We start from the raw sequence: 20254 nt of genomic DNA, 5'->3' as shown, positions 1-20254 counted from the left end.
CTCATGCCGTACCCTGCCGGGATGCGCGTCTTCCACAATCCCGACTCAGCCCGGCACGATCCCGAACGCTACTGGCGGCGCGGCACGCCGATCCCGCATCCCGAGCAGGCTGACCGCTACGCGATCCTGCGCGATGCGGCCCTGCGGGGCGGCCACACCCTCGCGGAGCCCGGCGATCACGGCCTGGACCCGATCCGGGCGGTGCACGATCCCGCCTACGTGGCATTCCTGGCCGAGGCCTGGACCCGCCGGGGCGAGATGCCGGGCATCGGCGACGAGATCCTCAGCGGCGTCTTCGCCCGGCCGCACATGCACCGGCGGCCTACGGGGCTCCTCGGGCTCGCCGGCCTCTACATGGCCGACACCTCGACGCCGATCCGCGCCGGGACGTGGCCCGCCATCTACGGCGCGGCGCAATGCGCCGTCGCGACCGCGGACTCGGCGCTCGCAGACGGTCACGCCTACGCCCTGTGCCGGCCGCCCGGCCACCACGCCTATGCGGATTCCGCCGGCGGCTTCTGCTTCCTCAACAACAGCGGGATCGCGGCCGCCCGGATGCTGGCCGACACCGGCGGCCCGGTGGCGATCCTCGACATCGACGTCCACCACGGCAACGGCACGCAGGGGATTTTTTACGGGCGCGCGGATGTCCTGACGGTCTCGGTCCATGCCGATCCGTCGGACTACTTCCCGTTCTTCGCGGGCTATGCCGACGAGACCGGTACGGGGGCGGGGATCGGCTTCAACCGCAACCTGCCGCTGCCGCCGGGCTCGGGCGACGCCCCCTGGCTCGAAGCCGTGGAGGCGGGGCTCGCGGCGATCGCCGCGCAGAAGCCGCGGGGGCTCGTGGTGGCGCTGGGCCTCGACGCCTCGGCGGACGATCCGATCGGCGCCCTGAAAGTCACCCGGTCGGGCTTCGCCGGAGCGGCGGAAAGGATCGCCCGGGCCGGGCTGCCCACCGCCCTCGTCCAGGAGGGCGGCTACCTCTGTGCGGCATTGCCGGAGAACCTCGCGGCCTTCCTGGCGGCCTTCGACGCCGCCCGATAGGCCCCGCGGACGGCGAATTACGCCTCGTCGTCCTCGTCCTGCTGCCGGCCCTTGAGCTTGGCGAAGACCGAATCCGCGTCGAGCCGCTCCTCGCGGCCGCCGTGATCCGCCTCAGGCTCCCGCTCGTCCAGGGCCGTGGAGACCTCCGTCGGCAGCAGCGAGGCGCCGGAATCGGCCGCCACCGCGGCCGGGCGGTCGGCCGCCGCGCGCTGGACCTCGAAATCGAGGTTGATCTGGGTGGAGAGCCCCAGCGTCACCGGGTCCATCGGCTGCAGCGAGCCCGAGTTCCAGTGGGTGCGCTCGCGGATCTGCTGGATCGTCGACTTGGTGGTGCCGACCAGCCGGATGATCTGCGCGTCCTTCAGCTCCGGGTGGTTGCGCAGCAGCCACAGGATGGCGTTCGGCCGGTCCTGGCGGCGGGACAGCGGGGTGTAGCGCGGGCCCTTGGTGGTGCGCTTCACCTCCGGCAGCTTCACCTTGGAGACGGCGGGCTTGAGCTTGTAGTGCGGCGCCTTCTGGGCCTTCTCGATCTCGTCGCGGGTGAGCTGGCCGGTGGAGACCGGATCGAGCCCCTTGATCCCGGCCGCGACCTCGCCGTCGGCGATGCCCTTCACCTCCAGCGGGTGCAGCTTGCAGAAATCGGCGATCTGCTCGAAGGCGAGCGAGGTGTTCTCGACCAGCCAGACGGCGGTCGCCTTCGGCATCAGCGGACCCTGGGACATGTCTCTCGTGCTCCGGCCTGCGGGACGGGGGCCGGGCATCGGGCCGCGGGCTCCGGATGGTCGATCCGGATGTCCCGTCTCACGCTGTTGAATGGGGATACGGCACTATAGGCCGGGGCCGGGAGGGGCGCAATCGCGGGTTCGGAGCCTGCGCGTCGATTCACTGGGGCCGGGAGCCCGACCGACTCACCCGCGAAGGCCGCACGCGGCCGGTTGCGGCCGGGAGTGTGGAGAGATGGTCTTCTCTCTGGCAGTCTCAAGAAACGGAAATGGCGAGTGGAGGATTCAGCTCCGGCTCGCCATTCACCCGATGTTCTTGAGTTGGCTAAACCCTAACGGGTAATGGCCAGGGATCGGCGGTAGCCGCCGCCGGTCCCACTCCTGAAGATAACGCGACCGGGGCGCGCCAACAACAATCCCGGACGCCTCATCAGTGTGGGCGCCCCCGTCGCGGAACAGCCGCACCGCCAGCGGATGGGTTCTGGCGGGTCGGGGCGAGCCACGCCGTGGTGACGATCTCAGGAAGCCCCTGCGCGCCGCCGGACCGGTGGAGGCGCATTGACGGGAGGGCCGGCGCCCCGGCCCTGGTGGAGCCGAGATGTGGCAGTGACCCTAGTCGAGGATCTCGTCGGCCCGCGCCAGGAGGGCCGGTGTGACGGCGATGCCCAGCCCCGCCGCAGCCCGTGCGTTCAGGATGAAGCTCAGCTGGCTCGGCGCCTGGACCGGGAGGTCTCCGGGATGCGCGCCCCGCAGGATGCGATCGACGTAGTCGCTCGCCTGCTGGAACCACACGCTCTCGTCGGACCCATAGGAGGCCAGGCCGCCGGCGGTCACGCAGGGCCGGTACGGGTAGACGGCCGGGATCCGATGGCGCGCCGCCAGGGTCGCGATCAGGGGGCAGGTCTCGAGGGTGAAGGCGCCGGGGGAAACCAGGATCCCGACATCGCCCAGGGCGGCCAGCCTCGCGAAGGCGGGCTCCAGATCGGAGCGCTCGCGCAGGGGCACGATCACGGCCTCCAGCCCGAGGGACGCGCTGACCTGCTCGATCGATTCGGCCAGAACCGGCGCGATCGGGCTGCTCGCCGCATGCATCAGGAAGGCCACCCGTTTCAGGTCCGGGGCGATCTCCCGGAGCAGCCCCACCCATTTGCGCCCCATGGACGGCTCGGTTCCGGTCAGGCCGGTCATGGTGCCCCCGGGCTTCTGCAACGTCGCGACGAGGCCGAGGCCGACGGGGTCGGCGACCCGCGTGAACACCACCGGCGTCCGCTGCGACCGTCGGTGCAGGGCGAGCGCCACCGCGGTCGAGCGGCTGACGATGACGTCCGGCTCGGGCGTCAGGATTGCGGGCAGCAGCGGATCGATCTGCGACGGCTCGCGGCCGACGGAGGCGAAGGTCAGCACGAGGTTCCGGCCCTCCGCCCACCCGTGCTTGACGAGGGCGCTCCTCAGGAGCCGCTCGTTCTCGCCGAATTGCGGGTCGCTCTTCGGCATGGGGAAGAGGACCACCACATGGCGGATCCGCTCCGGAGCCGCCGGGGCGGCAGGCTGGCCCGAGATCAGGACGAGGCCCGCGACCAGCCCGATGATGTTCCGTCGCCGCATGCGCCGCCCCCCTCGCCGGCGACCAGCTGCCAAGTGCTTGCGACCAGCCGCCAAGTGCCGGCGACAAGGGCGCGCGATTCGAGACCGGTCAAGCGCGATCGCACCTGGCGGCGGCGCCGCGGCGTCGGCGGCCGGGAACGATCGTCAGAGCGCGGTCGGAACCCGGCACGGCTCAGACCGCCGCGGCCTCACCGGCCCGGCAGGTTGTGGACGATCGGGAAGAACGTGTCCTTCCAATCCTTGGGCTCGGCCTTGATGGTCTTCATCGCGTAGAAGTGCCGGGCCTGGAGCATGATGCCGTAGGGCGTGGTCGAGAAGTTGGTCCCGGGCTCCTTCATGATCGCCACCAGGGTCTCGGGCGGGGTCTTCTCTTTGGTGGCCGCCACGTAGTCCTTGGCGGCCTGGAGCGGATCCTTGGCGATCTCGGCATTGGCCTCGTCGATGGCGGCCACGATCGCGGCGGCGAGTTTCGGGTTGCGATTGAACCAGCCCGTCCGCGCGTAGAAGATCGCGTTGCTCACCGGCTCGCCGACCAGCTCGTACGAGTTCAGCACCGTGTGGATCGCCGGGTCCTGCAATTCGCGCTGCTGGAACGGCGGCAGGGAGAAGTGGCTGTTGACCTCGTTGTGGGGGCTGCCCAGCGCCGCCACTGCGTCCGGATGGCCGAGCTGGACGGTGAGCGGGTCGAGCTTGGTCGCGTTCTCGGGGCCGAACGCCTTCTTGGCGGCGATCTGGAGCAGCACCGCCTGGGACGAGACCTTCACGGAGGGCAGGGCGATCTTGTCCTTGCCGGAGAAGTCCTTGAGGTCCTTCACGTCCGGGTTGCGGGTGAGCAGCAGCATCGGCGTCGAACCGACCCCGCACAGCCCCTTCACGTCGCCGCGCGTCCGGTCGTTCAGGAGCAGCATGTTGGTGGAGCCGCTGTCGACGATGTCGATGTTGCCCGAGAGCAGCGCGTCGTTGCCGGCGGCGCCGCTCGTCAGGTTCACCCACTCCACCGCCACGTCACCGAGACCGGCCGCCTTGGCGTGCTTCTCGATCAGCTTGTGCTGCTCGGCGAGCACGGCCGGCAGGTAGACGAAGCCCGGCTGCCGGCTGATCCGGACCTTGGCGTCGTCGGCCCGGGCGGGGGCGACGCCGATGGGGGTGACGAGGGCAAGCCCGGCCAGCAGGAGGACGGCGGGACCCGCCCGGAAGACACGGCCCAGCCGCAACGAGCCCGTACGCACCATGACGCTTCTCCCTGTGGCCCGGCGTTTTCTGGGTGTCGGTGCCGAGCTTGTGATTGGACACGAATGGACAGGCTCGCGCAGCCGAGCGCAAGGCCCCGCGCCCGTCTCCACCGTCCGCCAGCGCCGAAGCGTCATGTCTTTGCACCGTGTGCGACCGGTGCGGGCGCGCGGGTGAGGATCGGCATCGGGGCGAAGCTCCACCCCATCCCGGCGGCCGCGCTGGTCGGCATCGTCACGGCCTCGGGCATCGGCGCGTCAGCCCGAAGACGCAGGTCGAGCAGGACCGCATGGCCAAGACCCGCAACGACCCGCAACCGCGTGGACACGGCCTACGGGTCGCGGCCGCCCTGGAGGAGCAGAACGCGGCGATCCGGGAGATCGTCCGCGGGGTGTCGAGCGCCGCCACGGGCGCGCAGGGCGTCACCGGGAATGTCGGCGGCCTGCGCCAGGGTGCCGATCAGACGGTCCGGGCGTTCCGCACGCCGGTGAAGGCCGCCTGAGCGTTCAGCTCCCGGAGAAGCCCCGGACCGCCGCCCGGACCAGGGCGTCGATCATCGGCTGCACGTCGTCCATGCCGAGCGGCCCGAGGCTGCCGAGATCGGCGAGATAGGTCATGCCGTGGACGCTGGACCAGAGCGCCCGCGCCATGACGGGGATCGCCGGCCCGGCGAGGCCACCGCCGTCACGCAGGACCCCTTCGAGGACCCCGAACAGGGCCGCGATGTCGGCCTGCACCGAATCCGGCGCCGCCACGGTCCGGCGCTCGAAGATCGCCGCCCAGGCCGCATGGTGCTCGGCCGCGAAGGCGAGATACGCGTCGGCCAGGGCCAGGAGCCGCGTCTCCGTCTCCCGCGACGGGCAGGCAGCCAGCGCCCCCGCCAGGACATCCCGAAGATGCCGCATCGTGACCGCGTTGGCCTCCAGCCGCAGCAGCTCCAGGCTGTCGAACTGCGTGTAGACCGAGCCGACCGCCGTGCCGGCCCGCTCGGCGACGCCGCGGGCGGTCAGCGCCCCCGCGCCGGCCTCGTTCAGGATCGCCACCGCGGCGTCGATCAGGGCCTGGCGATCCGCCGCACGCTCGACCGAGGCCTTCCGCGGACGCCCCCGTATCTTTTTATGAACCTCGTTCATTTTATCCCTTGCGCCGGGCACCGCCGCGTGGTTACCTCGTTTTGTGAACGACGTTCAATCAAATCCGGACCGGCTCCGGACCGTCGTTCCCGCGAGGTGAACCGTGACGAGGACCCTCTCTCTCCTGATGCGCGGCGTGATCGCCGACAACGCCCAGGCAATCCACGATGCCCATGCCGTGACCATCCTGCGCCAGCAGATCCGGGACGCCGCCGGCGCCCTGGCGACCGCCCGGCGGGAACTCGCCGTGGCCATGGCCTACCATGCCGCCGAGGCCCGCGCCCTCGACGCGATCGGAACCCGGATCGACACCCTGTCGGACGGGGCGCGGCGGGCGCTCGGCGACGGCCGCATGGATCTCGGGACCGAGGCGGCACTCCACATCGCCGCCCTGGAGGACGAGCGGACCGACCGCCGGGAGGCCGCCGACCGCTTCGCCGCCGAGGTCGAGCGGCTGAAGCGCCTGGTCGCACAGGGGGGCGAGCGGCTGCGGGATCTCGACCGCGGGCTCCAGACCGCCCGCACCACCGAGGCGCTGCGCCGGGCGGGGCTTGAGGGCCGCCGGGCCACGACCCTCTCGGCGGGGGCGCTTGGCGAGGCGGAGCGGACGCTGGCCCGCCTGCGCGCGCGGCACGAGACCGAGGCGGATGTCGCCGCCGCGCTGAACGCACTGGAGACCGAGGCCGCGGGCGGGATCGAGGCCGACCTCGAAGCCGCCGGCTACGGCCGCCCCCGCACGGACCCGCGGGCGGTGCTCGACCGCCTCAAAGCGCTCTCCGCCGAAGTGGGCACCGGTTCGGCGCAAGAGAGCGCGTCACCACAAGGTCTCTGAGCCGCGACCTGATCAAACCGCATCCATCCCAATCCTTCGAACAGCAAACAGGAATCCGCACCATGATCCCACAGATGCCCCATACCGGCGCCTGGAAGACCTTCACGCTGGTCAGTTTCGCCGCCGCAGCCGCCATGCTGACGATCGGGATCTTCTTCCTGCCCGCGGATATCTGGATCAAGGGCTACCTCGCCATGGCGTCGCTGTTCCTCACGGGCACGACCTTCACCCTGGCCAAGACCCTGCGCGACGAGCACGAGGCGAACCGGCTGATCAACAAGATCGAGGACGCCGCCACCGAGCGCGTCCTGCGCGAAGCGATCCCGGGCCGGCTCTGAGACCCGGGCGGGCGCCGCTCAGCCAGCGGCGCCCAGAAACTCTTCCAGAACCGTCGAGAATTCCGGCGTGCGCAGGTAGCCGTAGGATTTGTGCCGGTTCTCGGTGCCGTCCGGCCTCTGGTAGGCGTTGATCACCGGCACGTCCCGGACCCGCACGCCGGCGGCGTTCGGGGCGTAGATTTCCGCGAGGTCGTCGCCCACCGTGGCGATGTCCTGGCGGTCCATCAGGTTGGTCCAGGCGGTCAGCGCCGCCGGGACGCGCAGGGCACCGTGCTCGTCGGCGAGCTTCAGCTTCAGCTCGGCCAGCGCCAGGGGCGAGCCCAGGGTGACCAGGGCGCAGCGGGGCAGGGGGGTCCCGTCCGCCTCGGCGGCGCGCAGCACGTCGTAGGCGATCAGGCCGCCCATCGAATGCGCGGCGATCAGCACGTCGTCGCCGGCGGCCTCGGCGAGCACCGCGCGCAGGCGCTCCCGGGCCGCCGCCCGAAAGCCCGCATCCGTGTAGTAGCCCCAGAGGTCGTCGAGGCGGTATTCGAGGATCAGGTCGTCCACCGGGGTCAGCCCGGCGGCCTCCTGCAGGTGCGACAGGCTGCGGTAGATCCGGTCGGTGAGCGTCGGCGCGGCGCTCTCGGGATCGCCCGCCGGCGAGGGGAACGGGCCGAGCCCGTAATCGGGCCGGTAGGGCTCGCGGTTGCTGTCGTCGGTGAGCGGCTGCGGATAGCGCAGATCCGCCCAGTAGACGAAGGTGAAGCGCAGGCGGCCCTCCGGCACGTGCATCCCGCGATTGCGGTCGAGCCCCTCGCGGATCGCGGCCTGCCACCAGCCCGCCTTCTCGTCACGCGGCGGCTTGTTGGCGAGCCCGTGGATGCCGATGATGTGCGCCCGACCCAGTGTCCGCTCCCGAACCAAACCCCGTATCGGCTGAGCACATAGGGCCTTCGCGCGCAGGTGGTACTGCGACCCGGGTTTCCAAAGGGCGTGCCCTTTGGCGGGGTGTCAGGGCGAGGCCCCGACGAAGATCCGGGCTCCGCGAACGGTCTCGACCTTTCGAAACCATGCCTTTGTCCGGCGCTCAGTCGAACAGGCTGGAGACGCTGGATTCCGTCGCCGTGCGCCCGATCGCCTCGCCGAGCAGCGGCGCGATCGTCGCCACCCGGATGTTGCGGGCGAGCTTCACCGCTTGCGTCGGCTGGATCGAATCGGTGATCACCAATTCCTTCATCCGCGAGGCGGCGATGCGCGAGACCGCGCCCCCCGACAGCACCCCGTGGGTGATGTAGGCCGAGACGTCCTTGGCGCCGGCATTGAGCAGCGCCTCGGCGGCGTTGACCAGGGTGCCGCCGGAATCGACGATGTCGTCGACCAGGATGCAGGAGCGGCCCTCGACCTCGCCGATGATGTTCATCACCTCGGACTCGCCCGGGCGCTCCCGGCGCTTGTCCACGATGGCGAGCGAGCAGTCGATCCGCTTGGCGATGGCCCGCGCCCGGACCACGCCGCCGACGTCCGGCGAGACCACCATCCGGTCGGCGTTCGGCAGCCGCTCCTTGATGTCGCGCACCATCACGGGGGCGGCGAACAGGTTGTCGGTGGGGATGTCGAAGAAGCCCTGAATCTGGCCGGCATGGAGGTCGAGGGTCAGCACCCGGTCGGCGCCCGCCCGGGTGATCAGGTTCGCCACCAGCTTGGCCGAGATCGGGGTCCGGCCCGAGGTACGCCGGTCCTGCCGGGCGTAGCCGAAATACGGGATCACCGCCGTGATGCGCCGCGCCGACGACCGGCGCGCGGCGTCGATCATGATCAGCAGTTCCATCAGGTGATCGTTGGCCGGAAACGAGGTCGACTGGACGATGAACACGTCCTCGCCGCGCACGTTCTCCTGCAGCTCGACGAAGATCTCCATGTCGGCGAAGCGCCGGACCATGCACTTGGCGAGCGGCAATTCGAGATAGGCCGCGATCGCCTCGGCCAGGGGCCGGCTGGAGTTCCCGGCGATGATCTTGATCGAGGATTTCATGGGCAGCCGCTCACTCGCGGCCGGTCTGCCCGCCGCGCTCCGATGGCCGGCCCTTGCAGGCCGGAACGATGCGATGACGGGCGAGGCTCTTAGCAGCGGGCCGGAAGTGTCACAATGCCTTCACGCAGTCCTTACGGATGCCGCGCACAGGCCGTGCCCCGTTCAGACGGCCGGCGGCTCCAGCAGCCGGTGCAGGTGGACCACGAAATAACGGGTCTGGGCGCTGTCCACGGTGGCCTGCGCCTTGGCCCGCCACGCGGCCTGCGCGGAGGCGTAATCCGGGAAGATGCCGACGATATCGAGATTCGCGAGATCCCGGAACCGGATGCCGTCGAGATCCTGCAACTCGCCGCCGAAGACCAAGTGGAGCTTCTGGTCGCTATCGATCGCCGTCGTCATGGTCACTCCTCCGCGCTCGGCCGTCCACACGCGTCCGCGGCGCTCGCAAATGGCACGGCTTCGGTCAAGCCTGAAACGCCGTATCCGAGCCCCGCCTCTGCCGCAGGCCCGCTTTTCAGGCGTCCTGCGGGAGCTGCAAGACCAGCGCTGCAAGACCAGCCGCGCAACATGCTATCAGCACGTCATGACATGTGTCTCACTCCGCATCGCCGTCCTGGCGCTCGGCCTGTCGGTCCTGCCGGCCTCCAGCCAGACGGCAAGCCGGGCGCCGGCTCGGCCCGGTCCGGACAAGACCGCCGACCGGCGGGGCGGGCCGCCGGTGATCGGCTGCCCGTCGCTGGCCAATTACCGGATGCTGATGCACGACGGCGCGCCGGCGGCGTCCGCGCTGCTGGCCGATCCCAAGGCGGACCATCTCGGCTGTACCGTCATGGCGCGGGGCGACGTCACCGGCATCGCCGACCGGGTCTCGCTCGGCGGCCGGAGCTATGATTGCGCCAGCCTCCGGAACACCACGGCCTGCCACTGGGTCGAGGCGGGGGCGGTCGACCGGCCCGGACCGGCCGGGCGCTGACGGACGTCAGCGCGAACGATCCTCAGCGCAGATGGCCGCTGGCGCGCAGGTCCCGCTCCACCGCGTCGTGGACGGCCCGGAGCGGATTGTCGTTCGTGGCGGAGGGCGGGGCGACCACCGGCATCGGTGCCGGCTTCGCGCCGAAGTCCGGCAGCGGACTCGGCCCGACCGGCGCCCGGTCGACAGGCCGCCGCGCCGCCCGGGTGCGCAGCGCCTCGCGGAGGCCGGGTGGGAAGAGCGCGACGAGCGTGTCCAGCATGACCGGCCTCAGACTTCGCGGCCGGCGGCCGGCGGGATCGGGGCGGGGAGGGCGGACCGGTTCTTCACGGGGGCACCAGTGCGGGATCGAATCAACGCGGAGACGGCCAGGAACGACCATATCGGCGGATCATGATCGCCGGTTGTAGCGCGTGTGTCGCCTCAGGACCAATAACGACTCGGTTATAGGTCTGAATGATAGGGATCTTGGCGGAAGCGGATGTCCGCCACAGTGGCGGTCTTTACGTAATGATTACCCATACTTAACGCTCGAATGAATGAGCCTACCCACACACTGACCCATGCCGATATGGCGGCATGTCGCGGACGTGAGCGGACGATGGCGGAAACCGGAGGGGTGATTCCCTCCGACAACGATTCAGACCCTAAGACCCTGATTTAATTGGGCTTATGGGTGAGTCCTTCACGGACGATTCACGCGGGGCACACCACTCGCCTTGATGGGCAGCCGGGACAGGCAAGAAGCTGTGTATCGTCGGTCAGATCGTCGCAGCAGCAGCTTGGCTCGCTCTAAATCGCGATGAGCGAGCCAAGCCAGCAGGAGCCTGCGGCCGAGCCCGACGAAGCCGACGACGTGGCCGGCCAGGGTGCCGATGAGGAGCATCAGGCGCATAGCTGAGCCTCCGCGTACCGCTGGAGGTCGGCCGAGACGCTTTCCTTCCACCACTCGCCCAGGCCGATCAGCATGGCCTTGAGCAGAATGGCTGGTAGCGTGGTCATCTCGACCTCATCGAAGCCGTCCACCAGCGGCGTGAGCGCTTTGTCAGCGGCATTCATGGTCGCCCAGGCCTCGTGGTAGCCGTTGCCGTCCCGGGCGGCGTGGCTCCGCTTGATCCAGGCGCTGCGCAATGGTCCGTCGTCGTGACCGGGGAATGGTCCCGCGGTCTCGTCACCGGCCTCGTAGAGGCGGTGGACTTCCAGCGCGGCGGCGTTCAGCGCCTTGGCCAGCGGCAGGATCCTCGGCGTAAGGGCGAGGAACTGCGCCTCTCGTTCCGGCAGTTGTTCGGAGTCGGAAGGAAGGGCCATGACGACCCCACCTGTCAGTGGTGCGGCGGTCATCGGGAGCCTCCGTCTTTGATCGGCGTGATAGCGTCGAAGCGAACTTCCAGGCGCTTCGCCATCTGACTGAGCATGCAGCCCAGCACATAGATGCAGTCGCGGTCCACGTCGTCGTCGTGCGTGCCGAGCGTCGTCAGCACGTTGGCCAGACGATCGAGGTTTCGCAGGTCATCCTCCATGGCGAGGATGTTGCCCCAGTCGACGCGGGGCGTGCTCATGCGGGCCTCCCGGGGCCTAGGGCCCGTCGCTCGGCAGCGGCGTCGAAAGCCTGGTTCCAACTTGCGTCGAGCCGCCTACCCAGGTCGGTCAGCGCGTGGCTGATCACCCAGATCTGACCTGGATCGATCGAGCTTGTGCATGTGCCCAGGTTGTTGAGCACTCCAGCCCACCGCGCGACCGCGAGGATGTCATCCTCCATGTCGGCGATCGGGTGAAAAGCAGGATGATGGCTCATGCCGTTCTCCTCAGGCCACTGGCATGAAGCCGTAGGCGAACACGCCCCCGGCGATGATGAGGGTGGCGGTCAGCAGTTCGCCAGCCAAGTCGAGAAAGCGCGGGGCCCGGACGTGGGCGGTGTCGGGGCGGACAGGAGAGATAGCCTCCCAGGCCTCGAAGGTGCCGGGCGCTGATTCATCAGGCTCGATCACCGGCCGCGGGCGGGCATAGATGGTGGCCAGCCGGCGATTAGTCGACTTCAGGGCGAGCGGGGGCATTGCCATAACCGGTGTGCTCCGGGGCTGAAGGCTGCAGGACATTTCTAGAGAGGCCGGCGACGAGCGCCGAAACCAGTTGTTGTTCCGAAATCGGAACGAGGTTATGATTACGCCTGCCTCGGACGGCCGTCAACCGAAATCGTAACAGGGTTCTGAAATGCAGGCTGTCCAATGCAAGATGGCGCGGACCGCGCTCGGCCTGGGCGTCCGGGAACTTGCTGCCGCAGCCGGCGTGTCCCCTGACACGGTGGCTCGGTTCGAGCGCGGCGACGATCTGAAGGACCGCACCGTCGCTGCCCTACAGACAGCGCTTGAAGCCGCTGGTGTCATTTTCATTGATGAGAACGGCGAGGGGCCGGGGGTGCGGCTGAGGAAGGCTGAGGGGGCGAACTGATGCTCCCCGCTAAGCACCTGAAATCGAAAGGCTACCCAAGTGAGCGGTACGTGTGACGGCCTGCGAGGCCTTGCGCGATTTTGAAAAGCACCACAGAAGAGTAGCTCAGACAAGGATTGCAGTAACCACATCGCGGAAGGTCTGGACCGGTCATGGCAAAGGACGACAAAAACAACAACCATGGTAAGAAAACTGGTAGTTCTCAAAAATTAGATGAGCATCGTGTCAGGACCGGAACGTCACATGTTGCTAGTCGCAAGCAAGCACATGATGCAGCACCGAAGCCTGACAAGCCCAAAGTTTCGCCTGGTCCATACGTGATGAAAAATCGTGAAGATAATAAGTAATGACTAGTACAAGCGGTATACTAACGAATATACGCATCGCCCAACGAACGTACCTCGCGTTTGTATTCAAAAAATTTTCATTGAACTTGATCTTTGATTGATAATTTTGTGCCTCTTGTCCATAAAGATATGCTGCAGACTCCCCAATAGCTGCCCAGTAACTTTCTGGATAATTCCCAGGCGGTGCTATCAGCATTGGGCGAGCTGAGTAGTAACTCAGAACGGCCGAAGTGAAAGCAAGACAAGCACCAATCAATCCAATCACCAGGATATGGAATTCCTTATTTACGTTGTAATAAGTGACGCAGGCCGCGATCAAGGCTGTGGAAAAAGTTGTAAAAAACCCCGCCAAGCCTAAAGCGCGCTTGTCCGCGTCCAAAGCGATCTGCATCTGCGCGCGTAAATAGGTTTCGCTTTGCGTAAAAATGTGTTTAGCGACATCAGGATTAGTTTTGTCCCAATCAATGTCAGCGGTTGCAAAATCCTGATTGGGTTCTTTTTTCATATCGTTCCAGCCATGTACTTGCGTCTGTAGTGTCTTTCTGTTCTTTATTTCGAAATCCCACCCTATTGGATTTATCGGGGTCCCCACGGGTCTTCCATTTCTACTGAGATAGCGTTCCAGCCTGAACACCGTCGCCAATCGTCTCTGCGTTGTGTAAGCGACCAGCCCAGGCACCATCGCACCTGTAGCATCTATGGCGCAACGCGACACCTGATGCCGAGTAAGCTCGACCGTCCGTCGACAAGGCACGAGGTTGCTAAGAACTGGGGTCTGACCGATGCCGCGTGATGAGAAGCCTCCTACTACTTTCCAGGCCACGCCCGGTCACGTGCGCTTCGTGATCCAGTCCGACAAGGGCAGCTACGCCATCAATTTCACGGACGAGGAAGCTGCCGAGGTCGCGCGAGGGCTTTCTTTAGCCGCCAAGCAAGCCAAAGACATGCTGAAGCCTCAAGAGCCTGGAGAAGAGTCAGAGTGGCTCGTCCCCTACGCCACTCTGGAAGACGTCGGCCTAGCATCTGATGGTACGGTTGCTCTTCAATTCGTGGATGAGAACCAAGTAGATTTCGGGGTTCGGATCGAAGCCACGAGTGCACGTGTACTCGCACGGATGATCGATCAAAACCTGCCACCGGAGGACATTCCCGATCCGGATAAAGCTCAATAGCCACCCTTGACTTCTCTGTACCGTCAACCATCAGGCGACCTTCGTTCCTGCCGTGCCGGGGCCATGCCAGTTGCCGTAGCTGTCCGTGCCGCCGACGCTTGAGGGGAAGCGCATCTTCGCAACCTGCCGCCGCGTGACGTGCCGTTCGATCTTCTCCCCGTCCATGTAGACGTTGTGGACGTGGAGTTCCTCGTGGTGAGGCTTCGGCGGTGCGCTGGCGGTCGGGGCAGACTGCTGACCGTAGGGGTGCAACTCGCGAGCATGCCGAAGCTCGCCAGGATGAACCTTGAAGCCTTCCCAAGCGCCGAACCCTTGGTGGCGCCGGATCACTTCGGCCAGCTTGCGCTGGTTCTCGGGACTGAACTTGTCGTTCCAGCCGAGACCAGCCTCGCCCATGAAGCTCTTCATGGTCTGACCGACGATCTGAAACGCTCCAATCGCCGAAGATGACCCGTGGCGAGCGCGAACGCTTCGGCCGAACTGATAAGCCTCAGCAAGCGACATATCTGTGAGCGGCTTGCTGGGCAGACCGTAGCGGCCATTCCCGAGCACCACATTGTATGGGTCTTTGCCGGCCGTACCCTCGGCCCGCATGATCGCTTCGTACCAGCTATCGCCCGCGCCAGTGCCGGGACCGAAAGCGCCGCGCGGGACAATGCCGCCCGTGCCGGACCGGCCGAGCGCCCGACCAACGCCGGATGCTCCACCGAAGTTGTCATTGGCGCCACCGCCGAAGCTGGCGCTGTGGATCAGACCGCCGAACCCCTCGCCGCTTTCAAACGCCGTCTTGCTGAACGGGTTGAGCTTGCTGAACAGGCTCTTAAGCATATCGCCGATGGCGGTGACGAGGCCGGTGCCCATCTCTGCGATAGCGCTGGCGAGTTTGCCAGGCCAGGATTTGATCTCCGTGCCGAGGGCCAAGGCGGCGTCGTTGAACGCCTTGTCGGCGGCATCCAGCGCGGACAGCAGGCTTTTCCAGTTAAAGGCCGCGATGCTCCCGAGCACTCCGACCAAGGTCGTCACCGCGACCACGACCGCGCCGGTCGGGGCGAGGACGGCAGCGCCGACGAGCGCGCCGCCGACGGTTATCGCGGCTAGTGCGCCTGCGAGACCGAGCACGCCCTCAAGGACGATCTTCATCGCGCCCGGATGCTCGTTCGCTACCTTCGTGATGGCGGTAATGCCGGTCGCCAAGCTGTTCATGCCCGCGACCGCGATGGAGACACCCGGCCCGCCGATCGCGGTCAGGAGGTTCTCCCAGGCCCCGTGAAGGCGAGCCGCCGAGCTGTTCGGGTCTTCCTTCTGAAGCTGATCCGCGCCACCAAGGCCGCGGGCCTGCTCAATGAGCGCCGCGTCCTTATTGAAGGTCTTGCCGCGCAAGGCGAGTTCAGCGATGGCCGCCGCGGAATTCCGGTTACCGAACAGGCCGCCCAGATCCTCAATCGCCTTCTGCTTATTGGCCGGGTCGTCGATGCTGCCGTACTTCTTTTCCAGAAGCGGCAGGAGGACCGTCTGCGCCCATTTGAATGGGTTCGAGACAAGAAGCTCAGTCCCTTGGACCGCGCCAGGGTTGAAACCCTTCGGGTCGCCTTTGTTGTCGTAGATGATTTTCGACGGATCGCCAATGAGCCCCAAGTCATCCATTCGGCCGAGGGCGCGCTTGGTGACCGTGCCTTGCACGAGGGTGCTGAAGAGCGACTGAGACGCCGTACCAGCGGTGCTCGCGCCCATGGTCTGGATCAGCGTCGGCAGGTACTTGGTAAAATACTCCTCGCTGAAGCCCATTCCGGACAGCTTGGAGTACTTCGTGGCCTGCATGAAATCGTTAGGCGTGATCTTTCCACCAGATGCGGAGATCGCCTTGGTCATGTTCTCGAAATAGGACAGGAAGTCCTTGGGATCCTGAAGTCCCTTCAGTTCGCCCGCCCGAGCCATCTTGTAAACGGCCTCGGCAGAGGCATTGCCTTTGCCCTCTGAGACACCGTTGAGAACGATCTTCATCTTCTCAAGAGGCTCGATGAACTCAATCGCGTGCTCGATCGAGCCGAACGGCAAGGTCAGTTCCTTGATGTCGCCGAGCACCTTGGCGACGTTCAAGCCGTACTTGCCGGCCTCCGCCCACGCGGCATTTCGGGCCTTCGCAATATTGACTTCCTTGAAGCCGCCCTGGATCATCTGCTGCTGGACGTGCTCAAGCTCGCTCGCGTGCTGCAACACGTCCTTGAGGCCGTGTCCGACCGCCTCGGCGCCGAAGAACCCCATCACCCCGAGCTGAAGACCGGTATGGCCCGCCGCGCTTGAGGAGCCATGACCGCCCGCACGGGATCCGCCGCCGCCAAATCCGCCCTGGCCTGGGCGCACACGCCCGCCACCGCCCGCCGGGATCCGGAGACCCGCAGCCTCGGTCTTCGCCGCCGCGAGTTCAGCGGTAAGTTTAGCGACCGCGGCCGTCGTCGTGTTGATCGAGGTATCAGCCTTGGCGAAGCTGCTGACCAGCCCCTCTCGGGCAACACCCGCCTTCTCGGCGACCCCCGTCAGGTGCTTGTCGAGGGTGCTCAAGCTCTTGTTGAGCCCGCCAAGCTTTACCGCGCCGATGCCGGAGAAATGCGCCTCGACCTGTTTGCTGAGACCGGAGACCTTCTCCAGCAGACCGACGATTTTCAGCAGGGTCGGGGAGGCTTGATCAACGATGCGGTAGACCGCGCCGACCTCGTAGCTCGTGATCATCTCAGCGGTCTCCGGTCAGGTCTATACAGGCGATGGCGGCGAGTTGCCCGGTCAGGCGTTCGAGATCGACGGTCGCGCGCCGGAATGCGGCGTCTGCCGGGAGAGCCCAGCGCGCCAGTGCTTCAGCTTCAGCAGCGGTCGGGCCACCCGCAGCCGCAAACCTGCTGCCTGCGGCCGTGGCTACGACACTCATCCGGGACGCAGCCGCGGCGAAGATCACCAACTGCTCAAAGGCCCCGTTGAGAGGATCGGCAGGCCCGCCGATTTGCCAGCGCCTGCGGGCGCGCCGCTCCGCAGACGTCGTCATGCGCTGTCCGCCGCCTGTTCCAGCGGGGCCATCTCCTCCGTGAACGCCTTGGCGGTCAGACCGGAGGCCGCCACAAGGTCATTCAACAGGATGCCGGCTGCGGCCTGGCCCTGCTGGTAGTCGCCCTCGATGCCGGCCAACTCGGTAAGCTTCGGCCCGTTGACCCGCTCGGCGACCTGGGCGCGCAACTGCCCATAGAATTGCTCCTGCAGCCCGCTGAGCGCCGGGTGCGCGTCGAGGATCGCGGCGGCGCCGGCATCCTCCTTCACCAACTCGTTCGCCATGCTCATCCGCTCATGCGGCTGGAGGCTGCGCAGGTAGGAGCGAAGTTCCTGTCGGCGCATCTCGCCCACATGGTCGGTCGAGTCGACCCGCACGGGATCCTCGAACCCCGCTCGTTGCGAGGCGGCGTAGCCGAGAGCCTTGCGGATCGGCCGCGTCGCCTTCGCCAGATCCGGCATCAGTTCGGCGCGGACAGCCTGTGCGAGGGCGGCGCGGCGCCCGACCGTCGAGAGCTTCTGATCCGCCTCGATCTCGGATCGCTTAACGTGAAACCGGTCCGAAATGTCGAAGATGCGATCGATGCAGGCTACCACGGACCCGGTGTGAGGCTGGTCGGCGCGCACGCGCTCGATGACGTTCTGACGGATCAAGCGTCGGTTGCGGATTTCAGCTTCGTCCATCTTAGGCTTCCTTTATCCAACCCTTGGCGATTGCTTCGTCTCGGGAGACCAGTCCCTGCGCGATCTCCAGCTTCCAGCGAGGATCACCGGGCGCGTACTTGTCGCCGCGGATGAACCATTCGGGTGCGGGTCCGGAATGCTTCGGCGTGCCGCCCCTGCTGTAGGTGTAGTGGCCGAACTGGGCGACCGGAGCGGCCTGCGTGCGGATCACCAGGGCGCCGGCCACGGCGTTCGCCACGTCGTCGTGAGAGCCGGGGGCGTGGTCGATGCTGTCCCGGCCACCGCGAGCCGTGCGGCGCTCTAGGGAGACGAGCTGTGCGGCCAGCGTCGGCACGTCGAGTAGCTCGACCTCGCCGGAATTCAGCTTGGGCAGCAGGTCGAGGTAGATCTGGCTCTTGGGCCGCTCCGACGGCACGTAGGTGATGCCGTGGCGCTGGAACGCCTCCCGGGGCCACTCGCCCGCGTACCGGTCGCCCGTCACCTTGGAGAGCCCGTAGCGCTTCAGCAGGCCGGCGAACTCCGTCACCACCGACTCTGGGCTAAACGGCGCCTTGCGCTCACGGACGGCATCCAGAACCACCCGCTCACCGGCCTGGTGGCTGATCGCCAGCGTCATGGAGTCCGACGCGCCACCGGATGGATCCGTGAAGGCGCGATAGGCCACGCCAGTGACCGGCGGGCGCTCGGCGATGCCGGGCGGGATGGCGGCCTCGACCACCTCCCGGGAGACGAAGCTCTCCACGTCGGATCTGAATTCCGCGAGGTACTCAGCCGAAGCGCTGGCGAGATCGCGCTCCAACGCCTCGTCGATCACCGACTGACGGACCGTCGGGTTCATCGCCCGGGTCTCGGCCTGCCAGACTAAGGCGGGTGCACCATCCCGACCGTAGTACCGGCGGTGAGCGTCATAAAGGGCGCCACGGCGGGCATAAGGCGACGAGGCGCACAGCAGCATGGCGTTCGGGATCGTCGCCATCGCGGGCCGCAGCGCGTCGAGGATGGCGTAGTCCGGCTCGGCCGCATCGTCGGTGGGCCAGAACGCGATCTCGTCGGCCAAGGCGGCGGCGAGCGTGCGGCCGCGGACGGCACGGTATGAACTGGTCCCGACCTCGATGGTGACGCGGTTGATGAGGTCGAATTCATCAGCCGTCTCCCGCTCGACCATGCGGGCCAACATCGGCACCTCGGTGAGCAGGGCGCGGATGTAGCGGATGATCGTCCGGGCCTGGCGACGGTCCGTGGCGATGATCAGGATCGTCGCCCGCTCGCCCGGGGCGAGGTGCTGACGGTACTCGCGGAACGCGGCGAGGTAAGTGGCGATCAGCGCCAGCACGAAGCTCTTGCCGGCGCGGCGCCCGCAGATGAGCCACGCCTCGGTGAAGGCCGCCTCAGGAGCCTCAGAGCGGCCCGTACAGGCGCGGTAGGTGGTTGCCTCGGCCTCGGACAGGGGCAAGCCGAACAGGGCGCCTACGAACGCCCTCCAGGCCGCCCAGGTGTCAGCGTCCTTGAACCAGGGCCCGAACAGCTTCGGGTCGCGCATGGCTTCCAGCAGGTTCATGCCGCCGGCCTCGCGTTGATGTAGTGGCGCAGGTCTGGCGTCACGTCCCGTGGGCGGCGCTTCAGGCCGATCCCTTCGAGGATGCGCTTCAGCGTGCCAGCCTGTCTGCCGTAGAGGTCCAGGGTCTCGGGATCAGCGGCACCGGCGGCTGCGAACTGCGCCTCAAGCCGCTCCAGCTCAGTCGCCAAGGTGGCGGCCCGGCGCACGAGGCTGCGCTCGGCCTCCGACATCTCGCTGTCGCCGCCGAGGTCGGCTGTGTGCGCGTGGATCAGGTCGCGCATCCGGCGCGCCCAGACCGTCCGGCCATCCACATCGGGCAGAAGCCTGTTGCCGTTGGTGACCTTGCTGCGTCCCCGGGCCTTCATGGCACTGAGCCCATCCATTCGCGTGCTATCGGCTAACTAATATAGCATTTGCTATATTGTGTCACGGCCGTTTGTGATGCTGAGGTCTGCCGCTTGCATGGACTAGCCGCGGGCGGGAGGTGGACGTGGAACACGGCTATATGATCCGAGCAGCGCTCGGCCGCGCAAAGAAGGATCTTCGGTGTGCCTCAGCGTGGATAGCCTTCGAGCAGCACAACCGGTTGGTCCGGCAGGGCTGGAACGTCCGCGTCTTCGATGACGATCGTGAACAGATGAGCGTCAGTCAGCTGGAGGCTGCAGCACAGGCTGAGATCAATACCGCCGTGATCGGCGAGTCATCCGGTTAGAAATGCCCTCAATCGTGGGGGAAGATGTGGGTAGCGTTCGGCGCCGAAATTTAAGCCGTTGCCGAAGCTATGTTTTCTGGCCTTCGAGGCGGATGATGTATCCGCCGCGGCCGGTTCTAGCCCGTCGCCGTGAAGGTGGGGGATCGGTCACCCACCTCGCGGCTGCTGTTCAGTGGGCAGCCGCGCTGCCGGGCCTGCAAAGAGCGGAAAACATGCCTTCGCCCGCGCATATTTTTTCGGGCAGTGCGGTTTGAACGTGCTGCGCTCTCCGGCCGGGAGCTGCATCAGACATTCGTCCTCAGCGCTCGACCAGCTGGGTCGCATCAGGTCCGGCCCCTGACCTCCGGCACCCGATCTCTGAACGGCCCTCCACCCCACCTTGGGTCTGCCACCCACCCACCTGTCTCTT

General features: G+C 66.9%; 27 protein-coding genes. 8 read left to right on the top strand and 19 right to left on the bottom strand.

Annotation, left to right across the window (positions count from 1 at the left end):
• Positions 1-21 precede the first annotated feature (21 nt).
• The gene (locus OXS27_RS20550) at positions 22-1047 is read left to right on the top strand and encodes a histone deacetylase family protein (RefSeq protein ID WP_267358490.1); all 1026 of its coding nucleotides are present in this window, start codon (positions 22-24) and stop codon (positions 1045-1047) included.
• A gap of 17 nt (positions 1048-1064) precedes the next feature.
• Here OXS27_RS20550 and OXS27_RS20545 read toward each other — a convergent pair whose 3' ends face one another.
• The 3 genes from OXS27_RS20545 to OXS27_RS20535 all read right to left on the bottom strand — a co-directional run bounded on the left by OXS27_RS20545 (position 1065) and on the right by OXS27_RS20535 (position 4606).
• Positions 1065-1769, bottom strand: coding sequence for a cell cycle transcriptional regulator TrcR (locus tag OXS27_RS20545; RefSeq protein WP_243927317.1), 705 nt, complete (start codon positions 1767-1769; stop codon positions 1065-1067).
• A 612-nt stretch (positions 1770-2381) separates the two neighbouring features.
• On the bottom strand, positions 2382-3374 hold the full coding sequence (locus OXS27_RS20540) for an ABC transporter substrate-binding protein (protein WP_267358444.1): 993 nt from the start codon (positions 3372-3374) through the stop codon (positions 2382-2384).
• Between the two features lie 188 nt (positions 3375-3562).
• Positions 3563-4606 (bottom strand): ABC transporter substrate-binding protein, encoded by a 1044-nt coding sequence (locus OXS27_RS20535; RefSeq protein ID WP_243927321.1) that lies wholly within the window; start codon positions 4604-4606, stop codon positions 3563-3565.
• 287 nt (positions 4607-4893) lie between these two features.
• Between OXS27_RS20535 and OXS27_RS20530 the strand changes: the two genes are divergently transcribed.
• Positions 4894-5106, top strand: a complete 213-nt coding sequence (locus OXS27_RS20530) for a hypothetical protein (RefSeq protein ID WP_267358442.1) — start codon at positions 4894-4896, stop codon at positions 5104-5106.
• A gap of 4 nt (positions 5107-5110) precedes the next feature.
• On the opposite strand, the gene OXS27_RS20525 is transcribed toward OXS27_RS20530, so the two are convergent.
• A complete protein-coding gene (locus OXS27_RS20525) occupies positions 5111-5737 on the bottom strand; it encodes a TetR/AcrR family transcriptional regulator (protein ID WP_267358441.1) in 627 nt (208 codons plus the stop codon).
• Positions 5738-5840: 103 nt separating this feature from the next.
• Between OXS27_RS20525 and OXS27_RS20520 the strand changes: the two genes are divergently transcribed.
• Together OXS27_RS20520 and OXS27_RS20515 are read left to right on the top strand one after the other, a co-directional pair.
• The gene (locus tag OXS27_RS20520) at positions 5841-6569 is read left to right on the top strand and encodes a PspA/IM30 family protein (protein WP_267358440.1); all 729 of its coding nucleotides are present in this window, start codon (positions 5841-5843) and stop codon (positions 6567-6569) included.
• Between the two features lie 62 nt (positions 6570-6631).
• On the top strand, positions 6632-6907 hold the full coding sequence (locus OXS27_RS20515; protein ID WP_243927327.1) for a YiaA/YiaB family inner membrane protein: 276 nt from the start codon (positions 6632-6634) through the stop codon (positions 6905-6907).
• An 18-nt stretch (positions 6908-6925) separates the two neighbouring features.
• Here the strand turns inward: OXS27_RS20515 and OXS27_RS20510 are convergent, their stop codons facing one another.
• The 3 genes from OXS27_RS20510 to OXS27_RS20500 form a co-directional block, all read right to left on the bottom strand.
• Positions 6926-7813 (bottom strand): hypothetical protein, encoded by an 888-nt coding sequence (locus tag OXS27_RS20510; RefSeq protein WP_267358439.1) that lies wholly within the window; start codon positions 7811-7813, stop codon positions 6926-6928.
• Positions 7814-7976: 163 nt separating this feature from the next.
• Entirely contained in the window at positions 7977-8921 is a 945-nt protein-coding gene (locus tag OXS27_RS20505; RefSeq protein WP_243927331.1) for a ribose-phosphate pyrophosphokinase, read from the bottom strand.
• Positions 8922-9083: 162 nt separating this feature from the next.
• Positions 9084-9320 carry a DUF4170 domain-containing protein gene (locus OXS27_RS20500; protein WP_243927333.1) on the bottom strand — a complete coding sequence of 79 codons (237 nt, stop codon included), beginning with the start codon at positions 9318-9320 and terminating at the stop codon, positions 9084-9086.
• 184 nt (positions 9321-9504) lie between these two features.
• Here OXS27_RS20500 and OXS27_RS20495 point away from each other — a divergent pair, with 184 nt between their 5' ends.
• Entirely contained in the window at positions 9505-9894 is a 390-nt protein-coding gene (locus OXS27_RS20495) for a hypothetical protein (protein ID WP_243927336.1), read from the top strand.
• 22 nt (positions 9895-9916) lie between these two features.
• Here the strand turns inward: OXS27_RS20495 and OXS27_RS20490 are convergent, their stop codons facing one another.
• From OXS27_RS20490 to OXS27_RS20465, 6 genes are all read right to left on the bottom strand, one after another.
• Positions 9917-10153, bottom strand: a complete 237-nt coding sequence (locus tag OXS27_RS20490; RefSeq protein ID WP_267358435.1) for a hypothetical protein — start codon at positions 10151-10153, stop codon at positions 9917-9919.
• 423 nt (positions 10154-10576) lie between these two features.
• A complete protein-coding gene (locus tag OXS27_RS20485) occupies positions 10577-10786 on the bottom strand; it encodes a hypothetical protein (protein WP_267358434.1) in 210 nt (69 codons plus the stop codon).
• Entirely contained in the window at positions 10777-11232 is a 456-nt protein-coding gene (locus OXS27_RS20480; protein ID WP_267358433.1) for a hypothetical protein, read from the bottom strand. Before OXS27_RS20480 ends, OXS27_RS20485 begins: the two co-directional genes overlap by 10 nt.
• Positions 11229-11450 (bottom strand): hypothetical protein, encoded by a 222-nt coding sequence (locus OXS27_RS20475; RefSeq protein ID WP_267358432.1) that lies wholly within the window; start codon positions 11448-11450, stop codon positions 11229-11231. Before OXS27_RS20475 ends, OXS27_RS20480 begins: the two co-directional genes overlap by 4 nt.
• Positions 11447-11686: a hypothetical protein gene (locus OXS27_RS20470; RefSeq protein WP_267358431.1), complete on the bottom strand. Its 240-nt coding sequence runs from the start codon at positions 11684-11686 to the stop codon at positions 11447-11449. The genes OXS27_RS20475 and OXS27_RS20470 overlap by 4 nt, the downstream gene beginning before the upstream one ends.
• A 10-nt stretch (positions 11687-11696) precedes the next feature.
• Entirely contained in the window at positions 11697-11951 is a 255-nt protein-coding gene (locus OXS27_RS20465; protein WP_267358429.1) for a hypothetical protein, read from the bottom strand.
• A 172-nt stretch (positions 11952-12123) separates the two neighbouring features.
• Here OXS27_RS20465 and OXS27_RS20460 point away from each other — a divergent pair, with 172 nt between their 5' ends.
• Entirely contained in the window at positions 12124-12339 is a 216-nt protein-coding gene (locus OXS27_RS20460; protein ID WP_267358428.1) for a helix-turn-helix transcriptional regulator, read from the top strand.
• 249 nt (positions 12340-12588) lie between these two features.
• On the opposite strand, the gene OXS27_RS20455 is transcribed toward OXS27_RS20460, so the two are convergent.
• A complete protein-coding gene (locus OXS27_RS20455; RefSeq protein WP_267358426.1) occupies positions 12589-13191 on the bottom strand; it encodes a hypothetical protein in 603 nt (200 codons plus the stop codon).
• A 277-nt stretch (positions 13192-13468) separates the two neighbouring features.
• Here OXS27_RS20455 and OXS27_RS20450 point away from each other — a divergent pair, with 277 nt between their 5' ends.
• Positions 13469-13858 (top strand): hypothetical protein, encoded by a 390-nt coding sequence (locus OXS27_RS20450; protein WP_267358425.1) that lies wholly within the window; start codon positions 13469-13471, stop codon positions 13856-13858.
• Positions 13859-13888: 30 nt separating this feature from the next.
• On the opposite strand, the gene OXS27_RS20445 is transcribed toward OXS27_RS20450, so the two are convergent.
• The 5 genes from OXS27_RS20445 to OXS27_RS20425 are packed head-to-tail and all read right to left on the bottom strand — an operon-like array spanning position 13889 to position 19516.
• On the bottom strand, positions 13889-16585 hold the full coding sequence (locus tag OXS27_RS20445) for a hypothetical protein (protein WP_267358423.1): 2697 nt from the start codon (positions 16583-16585) through the stop codon (positions 13889-13891).
• A 1-nt stretch (position 16586) separates the two neighbouring features.
• On the bottom strand, positions 16587-16892 hold the full coding sequence (locus OXS27_RS20440) for a hypothetical protein (RefSeq protein ID WP_267358422.1): 306 nt from the start codon (positions 16890-16892) through the stop codon (positions 16587-16589).
• The gene (locus tag OXS27_RS20435; RefSeq protein ID WP_267358421.1) at positions 16889-17575 is read right to left on the bottom strand and encodes a hypothetical protein; all 687 of its coding nucleotides are present in this window, start codon (positions 17573-17575) and stop codon (positions 16889-16891) included. Before OXS27_RS20435 ends, OXS27_RS20440 begins: the two co-directional genes overlap by 4 nt.
• Before the next feature lies 1 nt (position 17576).
• Entirely contained in the window at positions 17577-19133 is a 1557-nt protein-coding gene (locus tag OXS27_RS20430) for a hypothetical protein (RefSeq protein ID WP_267358420.1), read from the bottom strand.
• Positions 19130-19516, bottom strand: coding sequence for a hypothetical protein (locus tag OXS27_RS20425; RefSeq protein ID WP_267358419.1), 387 nt, complete (start codon positions 19514-19516; stop codon positions 19130-19132). The genes OXS27_RS20430 and OXS27_RS20425 overlap by 4 nt, the downstream gene beginning before the upstream one ends.
• A 107-nt stretch (positions 19517-19623) precedes the next feature.
• On the opposite strand from OXS27_RS20425, the gene OXS27_RS20420 reads away from it, so the two are divergent.
• Positions 19624-19845, top strand: a complete 222-nt coding sequence (locus OXS27_RS20420) for a hypothetical protein (RefSeq protein WP_267358417.1) — start codon at positions 19624-19626, stop codon at positions 19843-19845.
• Positions 19846-20254: the final 409 nt, after the last annotated feature.

It is taken from the genome of Methylobacterium sp. GC_Met_3 (genome assembly GCF_026540775.1).
GTDB lineage: Bacteria > Pseudomonadota > Alphaproteobacteria > Rhizobiales > Beijerinckiaceae > Methylobacterium.
This window is presented reverse-complemented; position numbering and strand designations above follow the sequence as displayed.